An 18,925-nucleotide genomic window follows, 5' to 3' on the forward strand; every position below is an offset into this window, starting at 1 on the left:
TTGTTTCACGCCACGCGCGCCCGGGTTTTCCAGTCGATCAGTGCCCGCAGCCGCACCAGTTGCACCGGCTTGGTGAGCAAGGCGAACGACATTTCGTTGCAGAGCTGCAGGAATTCGCGCTGCCGGTTGGCAGAAATGATGATCGCGGGGATTTCGATCCCCGCAAGCGCGCGCAGCGTACGAATGGTTTCTATGCCATTGTCGCCATTGTCCAGCTGATAGTCGACCAGCAGAATGTCGGGCGCCGTGCCGATTTCCTGCATCAGCGCCGCTGCATCGACGGTCGAAGCGGCCGCCAGAACGCTTGCTCCCCAGCTTTCCAGCACATGCGTCATCGCGTGAAGCTCGTCGGGATCGTTCTCGACGACCATGACGATGAGATCGAGGCTGCCATCGAGCACCTGCTCCATGATCGGGTTTTCGCGGGAACTGGCACGGCCGGACGCGGCAAGCGGCACTTCGATCGAGAAGACGGAACCACGGCCGGGCTGCGACACCAGCCGGACAGGATGATCGAGATGCCGGCAGGCCCGCTCGACGATCGACAGCCCGAGCCCCATGCCCGTGCCTTTTCCGGCGCCACCGGCCCGGGTGAACTCGTTGAAAATGCGCGTCTGATCCCCCTCGGAAATGCCGATACCGGTGTCCCACACTTCGATCCGCAGCCGATTGCCGCTGAGCCGGCAACCGACCAGCACACGGCCACGCTCCGTGTACTGGATCGCGTTCACGACCAGGTTCTGGATGCAGCGCATCAGATAGCGCTGATCGCTCGTGACCCAGCGCGTGGATGGGACGATCCGAAGCTCTATCCCCTTTTCTGTCGCCAGGGGCGCCAGATCCCCGGCGAGACCCTGCAGCAGGCTACCGAGTTCGAACGACGCGATGTTGAACTCGGCCGCCGGGCTGTCGAGGCGCGAAATATCGAGGAGCGCCTGCAGAAGCGATTCGATCGAGGTGAAGGACCGCTTGAGCCGGCCGACCACGTCTTCCGCCCCGGGCTGCCCCGCCGTCTCCGTCAACATCGAGAGATAAAGTTTCGCGGCATTGATCGGCTGAAGAAGGTCATGGCTGGCCGCCGCCAGGAAGCGGGTCTTCGATGTATGGGCCGCTTCGGCTGCCTCCTTGGCCTGCCGAAGCGCGGCCTCGATTTTGATTTGCTCAATCGCATGGATCTGCAGCAGGCGATTGGCCTCTGTCAGTTCGGCGGTCCGCTCCTGTACACGTTGTTCCAAAAGCGCTGCCGCTTGGGTCTCTGCGGTCACGTCCATGATCGACACGATGAAACCGTCGCCGGGCAAGGAGTGGATGCGAATGTCGAGACTCATGCCGTCGCGTCGCCGACACCGTTCCTGCATCGTCTCGCCGCGGCGCATGGCCTTGAACCAGCTGGCGAATTTAGACCGTCGGCCCTTGCGCTCGAGGATCTCGTGACGTTCCAAATGTTCGATGATGCGCTGGAACGGACTTCCCTTCTTCAGAAGCGAAAGCGGTATGCCGAGAAGCTCGCCGAAACGCTCGTTGCGAACCAGCAACTCGCCGCGCGACGAAAACGTGCAGATGCCGAGGGACATGTGATCGAAGGCGGCCTGCAGGAAATGAGCCTGCTGGTCGATCAGGCGGTTCTTCTCGCGCCGGTTCTCCCGTACGATGTCGGTGATTTCGGTCTGCAGCACGGTGATGTTGCCGGAACTCGTCTGCCGGTAGGAAATCTGAAACCAGCGGTCGTTTCTCAACTCCATGACGAAGGACGAAAAGCGTTGGCCGGACCCATGCTCCTTCACCAGAGGCTGGCGACGGCCGGTCCCCCCGTTTTCGTCCCGGCTCAGATACTTGCTGGCATTGACGGCCGCGAGATAGTCGTCGAAACCGAGACCGGGCTTGATCAGCGGCTCGACGTCGGGAAGCAGGTGCCGGAACTGGGCATTGCAGACCTGCAACCGCTCTTCGGAGAAGAGGGCAAGGCCGTCTTCCATGGCCACCATGGCATCGGCGAGGTTTCTCTGGATGCGCTCCTGCGTCTGGTAGGCGATCTCCAGCTCGGTCGACGCCCTGCCGAGTGTATCGAGAGCCTTTTCCAGGTCCTTGGTCTTTTCCCAGACCTCCGTCTGCAGGGCGATGGCGGATTCGAAGAGCGAATAGGCGGAGCCGCCGACCTCATGACCGCGCTCGGCCCGATTGATCAGGGCCTCGATGATCTTGGCCTGCTTGGCGATCTGGATCTTATAGGGTTCGTCCGGATCGATCACAGCGGCGCGCCTCCCTTTGGCCGGAAGAATGCGACACCGACGAAGGTCTGATTCACATGCACGCCGAGATGCTGTTCGCCATAGGTGTTGAAACCGACGACCCGATGCTGGCGGAACTGCTCGGACGCCTTGCCGTCCAGGCCCTTGCCCTTGATCTCGAGCTTGCGCAGATAGCAGTCGAAACCCAGGATGAAATCGGGTGCCTCACCGTCCTTGTCGCTGACGGCGAGCCCCGTTTCGAGGGTGCGAATGATTTCCTTGCCACGACCGAGCCTCAGCAGCAGACCGTCGTCGATGGCCGACAGGAAGGTGAGGCCATGTTCGCCGTGGATCTGCTGGATTGCCCGCACATGATAGAGATTGCCGTTGCGCACCAGCACGGGGTTCTCGGCGAAAACCATCGGTGACAACTCGCTGACCGGCACCTTGACGAGCCGGGCATACTCCTCGGCCGCCGGTGAGCCGTTGATTTCCAGAACCAGCCTTTCCTCCGGGACAGCACGGGTAACCACCATGCGTGTTTCCGTGGGCTGGAAATGATCGAAGCCGAGGCCGCTAAAGTCCAGATCGGTTTCAAGCAGGAGAAGAAGTGCGGCGTTGCTGTGAAATTCGCCATTGCGCAGGACCTGGGTGCGCTCGAACCGCAACCCGTCACCGGCCGACCCGCCAAAGACGGGAATGTCCTTCAGGCCCGCCTCCAGGGCCGCCATCAGGATATCCTCCTGTTTGGACAGTCCATCGGCAAAAATCAGGGCGAGCCGCTTACGGCCCGGCGTCGCACGGAATTGCGCGGCGAGCCGCTCCGTCTGCGACACGACATCGGCAATCGAAACCGGCGAGATCGGTTCGAACAGGATCGAGGCAACCCGGAAGTGATGCCGCTGGAACGCGATCGCCAGCAACGCGTCGTCTTCATAGCCCCGCGACGTGATCTGGCCGGCCGTCGTGCAGCCGAAGACCACGGTGTTCGGTAGCGACACCCGCAGAGCCTTGGCAACGTCATCGGGTTGAAGCCTGTTCGGCACGAACAGGAGGACGAAGCTCGGCCTTGCGGTGGCAAGCTGCCGTCTGATTTCGGCAAGCGCAACCGCTGCGTCATCGGCACGCGATGCGGCGAGCCGCACTGCCTCCGCCGGTTTGCGGTCAAGATCGTCGACAGCCGTCATGCGCCGCCGTCCTCCCTTCTAGAGCGCTGTGCGCTTCCGGCATCCTCACTGCAGGCTATGGCGGATCGAGACTTCGCGCACCAGCATCGCCGCCTGCGTGCGGTTATGGACGCCCAGCCGGCGCAGAAGCGCCGTGATATGGGCCTTGACGGTCGCCTCGGCCAGTTGCATCTCGTAGGCGATCAGCTTGTTCGGCATCCCTTCACAGATCAGCCCCAGGATACGGGTCTGCTGCTGCGACAAATGCGCGATCTTGCGCGAAATCGTTTCCACCGACAGGTCCGTGGCTGTGCTGCGTGTCGGGATCGTGTAGCCTGGCGGCACATAGGTCTTGCCGTTCCAGATATCCTGCATCGCCTCCTGGAAATTCTGCCGGTCCATATCCTTGGGAATGAAACCCGCGGCCCCGGCTGCAATAACCGACTGGACGACGTCCTTCGACGTGATCGCCGAGATGACGATCACCGGGATGTCCGGCATCTTCTCCTTGATCTTCAGAAAACCGCTCAGACCCGACGCGTCCGGCAGATTGAGATCAAGCATGATCAGATCGGGTGAAAACCGCATTCGCAGTTGCTGCATCGCTTCGCTGAGCGACGTCGCCGTTCGAATTCGACGCGTCTTGAAGGTGCTTTCCATCGTCGCGGCCAGGGCATCGCAATAAAGCGGATGGTCATCGATCACCAAGGCCGATTTTATTGAAAGCGAGTGGACGGGCAACGCAGTCTGCGACATGGCACTCCTCCCAAAATACTTCCTGGTCTCTGGAGTGGCGTCAGACAGCTCCAAATTGCACTGGAAATATCTATGCTCCCGTTGCCGTCATGCTCTCCTCCAGCACAACAGCGAGAAATTTGTCGCATAGTTTTCGAGGTCCGGCAATTGCCGAGTGCAGGGGCCCCGCAATGCTGCACCATCGGCTGTCGAATCCAAGTAACAGGACGGCGGCGAATGCGAATGAACTCACCATCCTGCCCAGTGGAACACAAGGCCACCGGCTGCCGCACCGATGGTGATGACAACTGGACGATCGCAACCTTGAGGCCCCACCGGCCTCCGCACTGCCAGACTCCAGCTTACTTTTTTGGCGCGCAGACGGATCGTTTTGCGGTTTTCGTTGTTTCGAGTAACGGCTACCGTGCAGCCGTCCCGCCCTAGACCTTTCATCATCAAGAGATGGAGCTGGATATGCAAAGCCCTGGCGCACTTGAAATTTCCCGGCGCGACCTGCTCGTCGCGTCGGCCGCCACCGTCACAGTGGCAAGCACAGCCTCGCTCAGCCACGCACAGACAAATGCCCCCGCCGCATCGCAAAGCACGAACGTCTCGTTCACGGTGAACGGCGAGCGCCGCGAGCTTGAGCTCGACAACCGGACAACGCTGCTCGATGCACTCCGGGAGCACCTGCATCTCACCGGCACAAAGAAGGGATGCGACCACGGACAGTGCGGCGCTTGTACGGTCCTCATCGACGGACGCCGCGTCAACTCCTGCCTGACGCTTGCGGTCATGCATGAGGGCGACAGCATCACGACGATCGAGGGCCTGGGCCAGCCCGACAGCCTCCATCCGATGCAGGCCGCCTTCGTCAAGCATGACGGTTTCCAGTGCGGCTACTGCACGCCCGGCCAGATCTGTTCCTCGATCGCGATGCTCGAAGAGATCACGGCCAATATTCCGAGCCATGTGACGGCCGATCTGCTCGCTCCTTCCGAGGTGACGGCCGCGGAGATCCGGGAACGCATGAGCGGCAATATCTGTCGATGCGGCGCCTATTCGAACATCGTCGAAGCCATCACCGAAGTCGCGGGGAGGAAGGCATGAGAGCTTTCACTTACGAACGCGCTTCCTCGATCGAGGCGGCCGCTAAGGCGGCGGCCGACATGAATGGAGCGAAATTCATCGCAGGCGGCACCAATCTCCTGGACTTGATGAAGCTCGAGATCGAGACGCCCACGCATCTGATTGATGTCAACGGACTGGGGCTGGACAAGATCGAGCCGACGCCGGAAGGCGGTCTCAGGATTGGCGCCCTTGTCCGCAACACGGATCTTGCCGCCGATGACGGCATTCGTCGCGACTATGCCCTCCTGTCACGGGCGCTGGTTGCCGGGGCATCGGGACAGTTGCGCAACAGGGCGACGACCGCCGGCAACCTGCTGCAGCGCACGCGCTGTCCATATTTCTACGACACCAACCAACCCTGCAACAAACGGCAACCCGGCAGCGGCTGCGCAGCGCTTGCCGGCTTCAGCCGCCAGCTCGCGGTGGTCGGTGCCAGCGATCACTGCATCGCGACACATCCGAGCGACATGGCTGTGGCGATGCGTGCGCTCGATGCCGTCATCGAGACCGTGCGGCCGGACGGCAAGATGCGCAGCATTCCCATTGCCGATCTTCATCGCCTGCCCGGTGATACGCCGCATATCGAGCATGTCCTCGACCGCGGCGAGCTGATCACGGCGGTCGTCCTGCCGAAGCCCGCTGGCGGCAAGCAGGTCTACCGCAAGGTTCGTGATCGGGCGTCCTATGCCTTCGCGCTGGTTTCCGTCGCTGCGGTGGTGCAACCGGACGGGACCGGCCGCATCGCGGTCGGTGGCATTGCGCCCAAACCCTGGCGCGACGAGGCAGCCGAGGCAGAGCTTGCTGGCGGGGCAAAGGCGGTCACCGCCAAGCTACTCGCAAAGGCCCGCCCTACGGAACAGAACACCTTCAAGGTGGCGCTCGTCGAACGCACGCTGAGCGCGGTCCTTTCCGAAGCGAGGGAATGAGACAATGAAATTCGACACATCTGCAACGACGAACCCGATCGATCAGTTAAAGGCGGTGGGTCAGCCGATCCACCGCATAGACGGTCCGCTCAAGACAACCGGCAAGGCGGTCTACGCCTACGAATGGCATGATCCCGGCACGCGTTATGCTTATGGCTATATCGTCGGGTCACCGATCGCCAAGGGCCGGATGCGATCTATCGATGCCACGGCCGCAAAAAGTGCTCCCGGCGTGATCGCGGTCGTCACCTCCGACGGCACAGGCGAGCTGAAGAAGGGCAAATACAACACCGCCAAGCTCTTCGGCGGCACGGAGATCCAGCATTACCACCAGGCGATCGCGGTGGTGGTCGCTGAAAGCTTCGAGCAGGCGCGCGCGGCGGCCGCGCTCGTGAAGATCGATTATGCCGAGGAGAAGGGCGTCTTCGATCTGGCGGCGGCGAGGGACACCGCCGTCAAGCCGAAGGAAGGCGAGCCGGACTCTGCGGCAGGAGACTTCGATGCGGCCTTTGACACCGCAGCCGTCAAGTTCGACCAGACCTACACCACGCCGGATCAATCGCATGCGATGATGGAGCCTCATGCCTCGATCGCTGCCTGGAACGGCGATGAACTGACGGTCTGGACGTCAAGCCAGATGGTCGACTGGTGGCGGACCGATCTTGCGACGACCCTCGGGATCGACAAGGAGAAGGTTCACATCATGTCGCCCTTCATCGGCGGCGGTTTCGGCTGCAAGCTGTTTCTGCGCGCAGACGCGGTGCTCGCGGCGCTTGGCGCACGCGAAGCCAGGCGTCCGGTGAAGGTCGCCCTGCCCCGTCCCTTCCTGATGAACAACACGACGCACCGTCCGGCAACGATCCAGAGGATACGGATCGGCGCGGGACGCGACGGGAAGATCACTGCGATTGCGCATGAGAGTTGGTCCGGCGACCTTCCGGGCGGTGGCGTCGAAGTGGCCGTGCAACAGACACGCCTGCTTTATGCCGGCGCCAACCGCATGACGGCGATGCGCCTTGCGACGCTCGATCTTCCCGAGGGAAACGCGATGCGCGCGCCGGGCGAAGCTCCGGGCATGATGGCGCTGGAGATCGCGATCGACGAAATGGCCGAGAGGCTCGATCTCGACCCCGTCGAATTCCGGATCCTCAACGATACGCAGGTCGATCCGGAGAATCCCGAGCGGCCGTTCTCGCACCGCGACCTCGTAGGCTGCCTGCGCACCGGCGCGGAGCGTTTCGGCTGGGAAGGGCGCATTAGGCAGCCCGCCAGTAGGCGTGAGGGAAACTGGCTCATCGGAATGGGGGTCGCCGCGGCATTCCGCAATAATCTTGTGGTGGCCTCCGGAGCCCGCGTGCGCCTCGATCGCGAGGGCATCGTTACCGTCGAGACCGACATGACCGACATCGGCACGGGCAGTTACACGATCATCGCGCAAACCGCCGCAGAGATGCTCGGCGTACCGATCGACAAGGTTGCGGTCAGTCTTGGCGATTCCCGCTTTCCGGTTTCCTCGGGTTCCGGCGGACAGTTCGGGGGAAACAGCTCCACGGCCGGGGTTTACGCCGCCTGCGTCAAGCTGCGGGAAGCGGTGGCGCAGAAACTCGGCTTCAACAACGCCGACAACCTGGTCTTCGCAGACGGCGAGGTACGGTCCGGCGACCGCCGGATGCCGCTATCGCAAGCCGCTGGCGATGAAGGCCTCGTCGCGGAGGACCGCATCGAGTTCGGCAAGCTCACCGAGACGCATCAGCAATCCACATTCGGGGCGCATTTCGTCGAAGTCGCGGTGGACGTTGCAACCGGCGAGACGCGAGTCCGGAGGATGCTTGCGGTTTGCGCCGCGGGCCGCATTCTCAATCCGATCACGGCACGCAGCCAGGTCATCGGCGCCATGACGATGGGCGTCGGCGCAGCCTTGTCGGAGGAGTTGGTCGTGGACAAGGAGCGCGGTTTCTTCGTCAACCACGACCTCGCCTCCTACGAGGTACCGGTTAATGCCGACATCCCGCACCAGGAGGTCATCTTCCTCGACGAGACCGATCCGATGTCGTCGCCGATGAAGGCCAAGGGGATCGCCGAGCTCGGCCTGTGCGGTGTTGCCGCGGCCGTCGCGAACGCCATCTACAATGCCACCGGCATCAGGGTGCGCGACTATCCGATCACACTCGACAAGCTGGTGGACCGGCTGCCGGATGTGGCATGAATTGGAGGCGTACCGGGAGTCCGATGGAGTTCACGCTTTTCTCGCGTGAATTCCATCTCGTTATCCATAATCGCTCTGCGGCATCGAGATGACTGCTGGGCTCACAGCCGAAACGCTATTCCCGCGGCCACTCACGCACCCGCTCTTTGGCAGCGTCGTGCGCTTGAAGTGCTACATCGCCGGTCTTGTCCAGCATCTCCTGCCCCGTTGCCATGGCTTCGCCGACTGCCGCATTCGTCCGCGCCGAGAGGTTGCTGCGTACCTCGTCAGCGGCCTCACCCATCGCCTCGTCCTCGGCCTCGGTGTGGGGCAGCGCAGCCCCTATCGCTGCGCCGACCGCAAAGGCGAGTGCGCCGCCGACCAGAGGCTGGTCGCGGAAGTGCCTGAGGATAGCCGCATTGAGATGCGCGCCCTCCTCCTGCAGCGATCGGGCAGCATCCTGGGTGCGGCCCGCGAGGGATTTGCCGGCATCCGCAATGGAGCCGGTCACGCGGCTCGCCGTCGCGCCAATCTGCCGCCACGTGCTGGACGCCCAGCCAGAAGCCTCGTCAAACAAAGCACCGGTCTCGTTGCGTATTTCTTCGATCTGCTTTCCCGTGGCATCGGCAAAGCCGCGATAGACGTTGCCGTTTGGGTCGACGAAGTGGCCGGCCCGACGATCGGCAGTGTCTGTCAGGGCTCTGAAGCGATTGCCGCTTTCATCTGTGAAGTGGCTATAGCGCTCTCCGAAGCTGGCCTCCACAGGTCCGACCCGCCTTACAGAGCCCGTCACAGTTGCGAGCGGATAGTCGTCCGCACCGTCGTCCTTTAATCCGGGCGCGCGCGACCCCGGATTTGCGAGCAGCCAGGCGAGGCTTATCCCCATCAAGGCAACGGGGATCGGATTTGCCTTGAGCGCGACGCCGAGATTGCTGAGATATTCGGCTCCGCCGCTCGTCTTCGCATATTCGAGCATCTCGTCCATCAATTGTCCCGGAGACATCCGTTCCTGGATGGCGTGGAGCTTTTCTTCAATGCGTTGCCGATCGGCCTCGATCTCTCGCTGCAACTCGGCAGACGAATGCATGTGAGAAGAATCGTTCATCGCATCTGCTCCTTAAACACGTCCACGTCGCGCTGCAGGGAGGCTGTCGTCCTGTCGAGCTTGAGGCTGCTGGCTTTCAGCGTCGACAGGCCGCGCGAAATCATTGCCCAGGCGAGCAGGCCCACGACAACGCCGACAGTGGCGGCCGACAACGCTTCAGCGTTTGGCTCCGTGGCGCCGCGTGCCATAAGAAACGCGGCCAGTCCCTGGACCACCGCGGCCAACAGCACGCCGATGGCGCCAATCGCGAAAATCAAGCCGACAAGAAGCGTCTCGAGGCTCCCTGTCGCACGGTCCAAAGTCTCGGATACCTCCGTCTTGGCCAGATCGATTTCCTTGCGGAAAAGTCCGGATATGTCCGTCACCAAGCCGGTCATCAATTCCGATAGGGGGCGGTCGTCCCGATGGTCAGTCATTGCGTTGAAACTCCTCAAAATTCCACCCGCCTTCACTTGCCCGGTCAGCGGCTGACGGCGATGCGGAAGATGGCTGGGAAACTGTCCGGTGCGTGCGACGCTCGGCCGAGGCGGTCAAAAACCGACTGGCGGCCAGGCCTGCGATCGCCGCCATGCCGAGAAAGGCGAGCGGCTGCTTTCGGCCGAAGTCTTCGGCCATCCCCGCAATCTCGCCGAGATTGCGACCCTCCACATCGCGTGCAAGGCCGCGGAGCGACGTGCCGATCTGTTGCGCGTAGCGGCCGAGGGTTTGCTGGTCCGATTGTTGAAGCTCGGAGCCTACTTTCTCAACGGCCATCGCAACGCAGCTCAATTGGCGCGCTACGGCGTTCTTTTCGTGTTCGGCAGCGCGGGCTGCAGCCTCTCGGGCTTGTTCCGCCTGTTGATCCGCGAACTCTCGTATATCATTCAGGTCTTCGCGCACCGCCTGCTGCAGGTTGCGATCTGACGTGTCCTCGCCAGTTCCACCGGTTTGCGCGCCATAGGCGTCGTCGACACCTTGCGAGGTCGTCACAGGCACTCGCAACGGATCGCCAGGGCTGCGGCCGCTTGGTTCATTGTTCATTTTTCGGCTCCTCCCAGGGAGTAATGGGATCGATCACATGTATGCAAACAAACGAGCCACTTGGAGCCTTGTTCCCTGCCGGATCCGATTCTGAAACATTGCATATGTTGCTAACGCCGGTGTCCCGATATCGGCGAGACACGTGCACGCATGCAGCGGTTTACAAATGCCGTTAGCGCCCTAGTTCTGAGATGTACCGACGTCGGCACAGGCCGGCATATCGTGACGCGGTCGGCCTTTTTGCCAGAGACCGCAATCGTCACTCCAACATCCATCGAGAGGCAGATATGACCGAAGTCAAAAACGGCGACGTTGTTCGCATGCACTATACTGCAAAGTTGACGGACGGCACCGCAGTCGAGTCCTCGCAGGGTCGGGAGCCGCTTGAATTCAAGGTGGGCGCAGGCCAGATCATTCCGGGGCTCGACCGCGAGATCAGCGGCATGGCCATCGGCGAGATGAACACGGTCGCCATTCCCGCTGAGGAGGCTTACGGCCGTCATGATGACGCGCAGGTGCAGTCGGTACCGCGCTCCGCGGTTCCCGAGGGCGTCGAGATCGGGACCAAACTCCAGGCAACCACCGCGGATGGCCGTCATATGGCGTTCACAGTGACCGGTATCGACGACGAACGAGTGACGGTGGACGGCAATCATCCCCTCGCCGGCCAGGATCTGGTCTTCGATGTCACCGTCGTGGAAATCGTCAACCCATAGGCGGCGGCGCTATCGTCGCCGGTCAGATAATGCCGGCGCGGGCGGCCGCGGACTCGTATCGCGGCCCAATGTTGATCCACGCCATGCCTCAATCAGCCGATTTACCGAGCGTGTCGGCCACGTAGGCACCGCGTTTACCCATGGGCAGCGGCTTGCCTGTCGTTGAGTCCACCGCCGTCTGGTGCTCGAGCTCGGCATTGATGAGCGCGCCGACGATCAGGATCATCACCGAGAGCCAGACCCACATCATCAGACCGACAAGGACGCCCAGAGCGCCATATGTGGCGTTGTAGTTTGCGAAGTTCTCCAGATAGTACGAAAAGATCCAGGAGGCGGCGAACCACAATAATGTGCTAAAGACCGCGCCCCAGCTTAGCCATCTGAGTTTCGCCCGTTCCCGACTTGGACCGAAACGATAGATGAGAACCGTACCGATCGTGGCAAGAAGCAGCATGGCCGGCCACCTCGCAACCTTGGTCAAGATCTCTACCCAGCGATCGAGCCACAGATAGGCAAGAACAGCCGGTACGACGCCAACCGCCACGATCAGCGCGACTACGAACAGCAGGGCTGCAAAGGTGAACGCAAGGCGCAAGAGGATTCTCCGCAGAAAGCCTCTCTTTTCCTGTTCTCCGTAGGCGACATTCATCGCGTCAAAGAGCGCCGCCATGCCATTTGCCGCGCTCCACAAGGAAACGAGCAGGCTCACCAGGAAGCCGATACCGAGCGTGGACGTCTTTTGCGTTGTCAGCGCCTTCAACTGATCCATGATCAGATCGTAGGACCCGGGCGGCAACAACACGTCCAGAATGCCCATATGCGTGCCGATTGCCGATGGGTCAGCGACAAGTCCGTAGATCGAGACCAGTGCGGCCAGCGCAGGAAATAGCGCCAATAGCAGATAAAAAGTCACGCCGGCCGAGATCAGAGCGATTCGCTCTTCGGAGATTTCCGCGACCACTCGCCAGAAGACGTCCCGCATCCCTTTCGCGGGTATTTCTCTCGGTGTCGCGGCATCCCGGCCCCGCCCCGGCTCCGTGGCCTGCAGTTTTTCGGCAAGATCCGTTTCCTTCGTGCTCATGACCGCTGTCCGCTGATTTTCTCGAATGGACTTCTTCGCGCCGCACGCACTAGCAACTCCGGGGGAAATGCCTTGTTCCGACGATTCGTCATCCTTCGAGCATCCTCCCCACGCAATGCCCCATTTGTAGAGGAAACGTGCCGTCTCGGAATGAGATGCGCGGAACATTCGCGCCCTTCACCAGTTCCGACGGAACCACGGAAATGGGCCGCGCGCCGCCAGGACGCGACCAGTGGGCGTCGGCGGACGCAGTCAATGTAAGGGAACGCCCTGATGAGACTTGATCTATCCCGTGCTCGCGACCGGATGGTGGATCTCCATATCGTCCGCCGCGGGATCGATGATCCCCGTGTCGTCGAAGCCATGCGGATTGTTCCTCGCGAGGCTTTCGTCGATCCAGGCTTTGAGGAGTTCGCCTATGAAGACGCTCCGCTCGCAATCGGCGAAGGACAGACGATCTCGCAGCCTTACATCGTCGCGCTGATGATCGCTGAGGCCGAGATCGAGGCCGGTGATACGGTGCTGGAAGTCGGGACCGGCTCCGGTTACGCGGCCGCCGTTTTGAGCAGGGTCGCCGGACATGTCTACACCGTCGAACGTCACGCACCGCTCGCAAACGGGGCCAGTCAGCGTTTTGCCAGGCTCGGCTACGACAATATCGACGTCCGCATCGGCGATGGAACGAAGGGCTGGCCGGAAGCGGGCCCCTTCGATGCCATTCTCGTTGCCGCTGGCAGCCCCAGCGTGCCGCAAGCGCTGAAGGAGCAGCTTGATCTTGGCGGTCACATGGTCATACCGATCGGACCGGCGGGTGAGCAGCGCTTGCTCAAGGTGACCCGCGTCAACGCCACGACCTTCGAGGAGCATGACCTTGGCGGCGTCCGCTTTGTCCCGCTGATCGGCGAGCACGCCCGGAGAGATGAGCCGTCGCAACCTGCTCGATCGATCCCCCGTCCGCCTTCCCGCACGCTCCCCGAAATGGTCGCCGATGTCGCCGAGCCGTTGCCCGACCTCGACGATCCAGCCTTCGGGCGGCTCTTCGATCGCTTCGGCAACCGCCGCGTGGTGTTGCTTGGCGAATCCAGTCATGGGACCTCGGAATTCTATCGCGCTCGCGCCGCCATCACCCGTCGGCTGATCGAAGAGCACGGTTTTACAATCCTCGCAGTGGAGGCCGACTGGCCGGACGCGGCAGCCGTTGATCGATATGTTCGGCATCGCCCTCACAGGCGCGGCTCGAATGCTCCATTCCAACGCTTTCCTACGTGGATGTGGCGGAACCGCGAGGTCATGTCCTTCGTCGACTGGATGCGCGAATACAATGACAGCGTCGCCGAACAGGACCGGGCCGGCTTCTACGGACTCGACATCTACAACATGCGCGAATCCATTGCCGCCGTTCTGGGCTATCTCGACAAGGTCGATCCGGCCGCCGCGACTGTCGCGAGGGAACGCTACGGGTGTCTCACCCCATGGCAAAACGATCCATCTACCTATGGTCGGGCCGTGCTGACCGCGAGCTACAACAAATGCGAGGAGGCCGTGGTGCGTCAATGCCGCGAGCTCCTTGAGCGCAGCCTGGAAGCGACCGACAGCGACGGGGACCAGCTTTTCGACGCGGCACAGAATGCCCGGCTGATTTCCGCGGCCGAACAATACTACCGGACCATGTATTATGCCGGTGCCGATTCCTGGAACTTGCGCGACAGACACATGTTCGAAACGCTCGAACACCTCCTGGAGTCGCGCGGTTCCGGTTCGAAAGCCATCGTGTGGGCGCATAATTCCCATATCGGCGATGCGCGCCACACGGAGATGGGAGCGGCTCGCGACGAGTTGAACATCGGTCAGCTTTGCCGCGAACGTTTTGGGGAGCAGGCAGCATTGATCGGTTTCGGAACGCACGGCGGCAAAGTGGCGGCAGCAAGTGCCTGGGACGGTGAAATCAAGATGAAGGAAATCCAGCCTTCCCTACCCGGCAGTTACGAAAGAGTCTTTCACGACTCGGATGTTGATCGCTTTCTGCTCGATTTCTCGCGCGACGACGCCTTGCGCCGGCGCCTGGACGAGCCGAAACTCGAACGATTCATCGGTGTCATCTACAGACCAGAGACCGAACGCATGAGCCACTACCTCCATGCATCGTTGCCGCATCAATTCGATGCTTTTGTCTGGTTCGACCTGACGACACCGGTAGCCCCTCTGATGCCGGAGCATGTACGCCCAGGCATGCCGGAGACATTCCCCTTCGGGCTCTAAGGTGAGCGACGAAGCGCGACGGGTTCGGCGCTTCCTCGGCTGCAGTTGCACAGGGCATCCGCCTGCGTTGGACGATGGCGCGGAACTTCCCCCAATTTGGCGTGTTCTCGTAGGAGATACTGTCGGCCCGGGAGAACAGCATGGCGTCAGCCGTACCGCCGCAAAAGAATTCGCGCCGGGCATCCGGATCTCTCGCGATGCCGCAACTCGTCGATGAGGAAGCCGAGGCGTTTGTCGCCGAAGCGCTCGCTGAGCTCGTTCGCTCGAAAATCTCCTTCCTGGTCGCGGGTACCTTTGCCGTCAGCGCCTATACCGGCATATCAAGGCCGACGAAGGATCTCGACATCTTTTGCAAGGCGGGCGACTACACCCGCATCCTCAAGCACTTCAAGTCCCGCGGCTATGCCGTCGAAATCGAAGACGACCGATGGCTCGGGAAGGTGTTCAAGGGCAGGTTTTTCTTCGACGTAATCTTCGCCTCGCCGAATGGAACCATGCTGGTCAACGATGCCTGGTTCACACATGCGCTGCCTGTGGAAATCAGCGGTTGTCCCGTCTCGATCGCCGCGCCGACCGAATTGGTCTGGTCGAAGTCCTTCATCCAGCTTCGCGAACGCTATGACGGTGCCGACGTGGCGCACGTGATCTTGAAGGCGCACGACCGGATCGATTGGGCAAGATTGCTGGAATACATGGAAGTTCACTGGGAGGTGCTGCTTATCCACCTCCTCAATTTCCGATGGATCTACCCGTCCGAGCGCAACAATGTTCCGCAATGGCTGCTGGACGAACTCTTGAGCAGGCTTTCGGCGCAACGGGATCTGCCGCTGCCGCAGACGAAAATCTGCCGCGGGCGCATGTACTCGCGCCCTGACTACGAGATCGACGTCAAGGAATGGGGATTTGCCGATGTCGGCGGCGATGGTGAGATGCGCGAAGGCGTAGAGGAGCAGACACCATGAGCAAGCTAAAAGTCGCCGCCGTCGCTGACCTTCACGTCAAGGAAGACAGGTCCGTCTCCTACGCGGAGTTGTTTTCTGAAATGTCGAAAGCCGCCGACGTGCTCGTCATCGCGGGCGACTTGACGGACCTCGGCAAGCCGGTTGAAGCCGAACTCCTGGCAGACGACTTGAAGTCCTGCACGGTTCCCGTGGTTGCCGTTCTTGGAAACCACGATCACCAGGGCGATGCGACGGAGGAAGTCTCTTCCATTCTCGTCAAGGCTGGCGTCCACCTTCTTAACGGCCAGGCGGTCGAGATCTCCGGTGTGGGATTCGCCGGAACCAAGGGCTTCATCGGCGGCTTCGGCCGGCACATGCTGGGTTCCTTCGGCGAGGCTGCCATTAAAACCATGGTTTCGGAGAGCGTAGACGAGGCCATGCGGCTGGAGAATGCCTTGAGGAACACCAGGGCACAGCGCGCCCTTGTCATTCTGCACTATGCCCCGATCGCCGAAACGGTTGCCGGCGAACCCAAGGAAATATATCCGTTTCTCGGATCATCGCGTCTGGCCGAGACCATCGACCGCTTCCAGGTGAGCGCGGTCGTTCACGGCCATGCGCACAAAGGCACCTATGAAGGGCAAACGCCGGGCGGCGCTCCGGTGTTCAATGTCGCGGCCCATATCGAAAAGCCGACGGGCCGCCCCTACGCCATTCTCGAGCTTTGACAACGCGAGCGCGTCTCGGCACCGGACGGCGGCAAATCCTCTCATCTTGCTATCGTATATCCGTGACCCATAATGACGAGGGGCTATCTGGCGGCGAACTGGCTGAGGAGAGCCTACGGTCATGAAGGCAATGAAGGAAGAGCACCTCGCGGTTCTGCGCAGGCACATGGTCGAGGTGATTGCAATCTATGCCGACCTTGAAAGCGAGGAACTGGGCAAGGCGGAGCTCGATGAACGGGTAATGGCAGCAATGCTGCGGGTGCCCCGGCATCTTTTCGTGCCGGCTCCGGCTGCGCCCTTTGCCTACCAGGACATGCCGCTGCCGATCGGCTTCGATAAAACGGTGTCGCAGCCGTTCATGGTCGCGCTGATGACCGATCTCCTTGCTCCCCAACCGGATGAGGCAGTGCTCGAGATCGGCACCGGCCTTGGCTACCAAACCGCGATCCTCGCAGAACTCGCCGGGCATGTTTGGAGCGTCGAAATCATCGAGGAATTCGCAAACCATGCCGAGGCTCTCCTGCACGGCCTCGGCATCTCAAATATCGGCATCCGTATCGGCGACGGGTCTCGCGGCTGGCCTGAGCACGCTCCGTTCGACAAGATCCTGGTCACGGCGGCGGCTGAGGAGGCACCGCCAGCATTGCTTGAGCAGCTCAAGCCGAAGGGCCGCATGGTTCTTCCCGTGGGGTCCGAAGAACAGTTTCTGACCGTCATCGACAAGGATTCGGCAGGACAACTCGAGGCGCGGCAACTGATCCCGGTTCGATTCAGCCGGCTCGAGGCGGCCTGATCACGATGATTTCAGGGCCGTTTGCCCCACACATGCAGGCTCCCGGCTGATTGATTAGACAGACTGTCTCGGGCTGGTGCTTGCTCATCTCTCGGCTGGATCGGAATCGAACGGCGGAGCTCGGGGCTGCTGCCCGAAGACTTGCAACCTCCCCACGAAAGGCCCCCGCAGACACTATGCGCTGCGATGCCCACCCTTCCAGCTCATTGGCAGATATTCCGGCTAACAGGCCTGCAGGGCATCCAACAGGCAGATTTGGATCAATCTGCGTTCTGGAAAGCAAAATTTAACCATAGTTGTCCATCTTTTCTCAATCCGTCGTCAAGAAGGGGACAATCCAGAAGTCGCGCAGCGGTGGTCGCTCGTCGGCCCGTGGGCCTTTGCGGGATTTTTTGGCTTGATATGCGTTGTTGAGTAAGATCGTTCGTCCAAAATTTTTGCACCGTCTGTTGCGTCCATTGTTGATCACCTGCTGCGGCACCGCCCTTGCCGGCGCGACTGCGTGGTCGGTGGCTGGCATGGTCACGATGGGCAACTCCTTCGCTCATGGCTCCGGACACCTGCTGCCCAAGCCGCAACTCCATTTGGCGGAGAGGACAAGAGAGCGCCCATGGGAAAAGCACGCCAGGTTCGGCCAGGCGCCGAGCCTGGTCGCCGCCGCGGCGCAGCTCCTGCCCGCACCAAAATCCGCCCGCCATCCCGCTGTTTCGGCAGATGCCGACACAAGTGGCAAAGCGGCGCACTTCGACGCCGCGGTGAAGCTGGCCGCATTGACATCCGAGGAACTCGCCGGCCACGCTGCCAAGTCCCCCCAGGCGACTGCAAAGATCGAGGCACCTGTGCCGGAACGCTTCGGTCCACGGCCCGCCGCTTCGACTGATAAGCCCTTGACCCAACTGGCCTATGCCACCCCCTCCCAAAGCGGAGCGACCGGCGCTGCGTTCTCGGCGTTGCTGACGGCGCCGTTGGAGGATGACATCGCCGTGTCGCAGGATCCAACCGTGGACGAAGACGCCGCCCTGCCAGAGCACGAGGACACCCCGTCAGTCGGTCCTATGCCGCAGTTCCGCCCCCGCGGCGATCAAGCCGCAAAGCCTGCTGCCGAAACGGATAAATCCGAGACCGGAAAGGCCCAAGACGGAAGGGCGCCGAAGACCGAAGAGACCGGAAAGGCCGACGAACGCGAAACGCCAAAACAGCAGAAGCTCGCCTATGCGCGGCCGGACGATCCGGAGACGAGTTCCGGCAGTGGCTTCGGCCAGGCGCTGCGCAACATGTTCGGCGGCGGTGCCAGGCCGGGAAATGGCGTCGCCGTCTACGACATCACCGCCGCGAAGGTCTATATGCCCGACGGCAGCGTACTCGAAGCCCATTCCGGCATCGGCAAGATGGCCGATGACCCACGCTACGTGAATGTCAAGATGACCGGACCGACCCCACCGCACACTTACAATCTGAAGATGCGCGAAGCGCGCTTCCATGGGGTAGAGGCGATCCGCATGCTGCCTGTCGATGGAAGGAACAAGCACGGCCGCGACGGTTTCCTGACCCACAGCTACCTGCTGCGCGGCGGCCGGGCGGAATCGCATGGCTGCGTCGCCTTCAAGGACTACCCGCGTTTCCTCGCCGCCTTCAAACAGGGCAAGGTCAGGCAGATCGTCGTGGTGCCGAGCGGCGGACGCGCAGCCGGCCTGCGTTTGGCATCGAATGGAAGGAACACCTGACAGGCCGCGGTCGACTAGCGATCCGCGTCGAGGCGTGCCGGTGTACCCCGGTAGGCATGAAGGCTTTGCCAAAATCGAGCACGGGCCAACGCGCGGCCTTGTGGCCGTCCTCAGCAACCTCGTCCTCGCCCACAGCATCTTTCCAGAATGATGCTTTCCAGCGGCTTCCCCGTTGCTTTGAACAGAG

At 61.7% G+C, this 18,925-nt stretch carries 16 protein-coding genes; 9 read left to right on the forward strand and 7 right to left on the reverse strand.

Annotated elements, in window-relative coordinates:
- Positions 1-5: 5 nt before the first annotated feature.
- The 3 genes from QA637_RS25295 to QA637_RS25305 are packed head-to-tail and all read right to left on the reverse strand — an operon-like array spanning position 6 to position 4,150.
- Positions 6-2,249 (reverse strand): hybrid sensor histidine kinase/response regulator, encoded by a 2,244-nt coding sequence (locus tag QA637_RS25295; protein WP_283065451.1) that lies wholly within the window; start codon positions 2,247-2,249, stop codon positions 6-8.
- Entirely contained in the window at positions 2,246-3,415 is a 1,170-nt protein-coding gene (locus tag QA637_RS25300) for an FIST signal transduction protein (protein WP_283065453.1), read from the reverse strand. Before QA637_RS25300 ends, QA637_RS25295 begins: the two co-directional genes overlap by 4 nt.
- Positions 3,416-3,460: 45 nt before the next feature.
- Positions 3,461-4,150, reverse strand: a complete 690-nt coding sequence (locus QA637_RS25305; RefSeq protein WP_153437997.1) for a response regulator — start codon at positions 4,148-4,150, stop codon at positions 3,461-3,463.
- A gap of 453 nt (positions 4,151-4,603) precedes the next feature.
- Here QA637_RS25305 and paoA point away from each other — a divergent pair, with 453 nt between their 5' ends.
- From paoA to paoC, 3 genes are read left to right on the forward strand one after another with little or no spacing between them, the layout of a single operon-like run.
- Entirely contained in the window at positions 4,604-5,239 is a 636-nt protein-coding gene (gene paoA / locus QA637_RS25310) for an aldehyde dehydrogenase iron-sulfur subunit PaoA (RefSeq protein WP_428843144.1), read from the forward strand.
- Positions 5,236-6,186, forward strand: coding sequence for an FAD binding domain-containing protein (locus QA637_RS25315; protein WP_153437994.1), 951 nt, complete (start codon positions 5,236-5,238; stop codon positions 6,184-6,186). The genes paoA and QA637_RS25315 overlap by 4 nt, the downstream gene beginning before the upstream one ends.
- Positions 6,187-6,190: 4 nt before the next feature.
- Entirely contained in the window at positions 6,191-8,392 is a 2,202-nt protein-coding gene (paoC, locus tag QA637_RS25320) for an aldehyde oxidoreductase molybdenum-binding subunit PaoC (RefSeq protein ID WP_283065456.1), read from the forward strand.
- A 115-nt stretch (positions 8,393-8,507) separates the two neighbouring features.
- Here the strand turns inward: paoC and QA637_RS25325 are convergent, their stop codons facing one another.
- Genes QA637_RS25325 through QA637_RS25335 form a run of 3 tightly spaced genes read right to left on the reverse strand, consistent with a single transcriptional unit; the run spans position 8,508 to position 10,496 of the window.
- Positions 8,508-9,476 carry a DUF3618 domain-containing protein gene (locus QA637_RS25325; RefSeq protein WP_283065458.1) on the reverse strand — a complete coding sequence of 323 codons (969 nt, stop codon included), beginning with the start codon at positions 9,474-9,476 and terminating at the stop codon, positions 8,508-8,510.
- Positions 9,473-9,892: a phage holin family protein gene (locus QA637_RS25330; RefSeq protein ID WP_153437988.1), complete on the reverse strand. Its 420-nt coding sequence runs from the start codon at positions 9,890-9,892 to the stop codon at positions 9,473-9,475. The genes QA637_RS25325 and QA637_RS25330 overlap by 4 nt, the downstream gene beginning before the upstream one ends.
- Positions 9,885-10,496 (reverse strand): nutrient deprivation-induced protein, encoded by a 612-nt coding sequence (locus QA637_RS25335; RefSeq protein ID WP_283065461.1) that lies wholly within the window; start codon positions 10,494-10,496, stop codon positions 9,885-9,887. The genes QA637_RS25330 and QA637_RS25335 overlap by 8 nt, the downstream gene beginning before the upstream one ends.
- Positions 10,497-10,783: 287 nt before the next feature.
- Between QA637_RS25335 and QA637_RS25340 the strand changes: the two genes are divergently transcribed.
- Complete coding sequence (locus tag QA637_RS25340) at positions 10,784-11,212, forward strand: FKBP-type peptidyl-prolyl cis-trans isomerase (protein ID WP_153437984.1); 429 nt, start codon at positions 10,784-10,786, stop codon at positions 11,210-11,212.
- Between the two features lie 88 nt (positions 11,213-11,300).
- On the opposite strand, the gene QA637_RS25345 is transcribed toward QA637_RS25340, so the two are convergent.
- Positions 11,301-12,293, reverse strand: a complete 993-nt coding sequence (locus QA637_RS25345) for a YihY/virulence factor BrkB family protein (RefSeq protein ID WP_153437983.1) — start codon at positions 12,291-12,293, stop codon at positions 11,301-11,303.
- Between the two features lie 273 nt (positions 12,294-12,566).
- Between QA637_RS25345 and QA637_RS25350 the strand changes: the two genes are divergently transcribed.
- The 5 genes from QA637_RS25350 to QA637_RS25370 all read left to right on the forward strand — a co-directional run bounded on the left by QA637_RS25350 (position 12,567) and on the right by QA637_RS25370 (position 18,738).
- Entirely contained in the window at positions 12,567-14,552 is a 1,986-nt protein-coding gene (locus QA637_RS25350; protein ID WP_283065462.1) for a protein-L-isoaspartate(D-aspartate) O-methyltransferase, read from the forward strand.
- Between the two features lie 140 nt (positions 14,553-14,692).
- Complete coding sequence (locus tag QA637_RS25355) at positions 14,693-15,514, forward strand: nucleotidyltransferase family protein (protein ID WP_283065464.1); 822 nt, start codon at positions 14,693-14,695, stop codon at positions 15,512-15,514.
- Positions 15,511-16,221, forward strand: a complete 711-nt coding sequence (locus QA637_RS25360) for a metallophosphoesterase family protein (RefSeq protein ID WP_153437977.1) — start codon at positions 15,511-15,513, stop codon at positions 16,219-16,221. Before QA637_RS25355 ends, QA637_RS25360 begins: the two co-directional genes overlap by 4 nt.
- Positions 16,222-16,342: 121 nt before the next feature.
- Entirely contained in the window at positions 16,343-17,014 is a 672-nt protein-coding gene (locus tag QA637_RS25365; protein ID WP_283065466.1) for a protein-L-isoaspartate(D-aspartate) O-methyltransferase, read from the forward strand.
- Between the two features lie 518 nt (positions 17,015-17,532).
- The gene (locus tag QA637_RS25370; protein ID WP_153438035.1) at positions 17,533-18,738 is read left to right on the forward strand and encodes a tlde1 domain-containing protein; all 1,206 of its coding nucleotides are present in this window, start codon (positions 17,533-17,535) and stop codon (positions 18,736-18,738) included.
- Positions 18,739-18,925 lie beyond the last annotated feature (187 nt).

The sequence above is a fragment of the Sinorhizobium terangae genome, assembly GCF_029714365.1.
Classification (GTDB): domain Bacteria; phylum Pseudomonadota; class Alphaproteobacteria; order Rhizobiales; family Rhizobiaceae; genus Sinorhizobium; species Sinorhizobium terangae.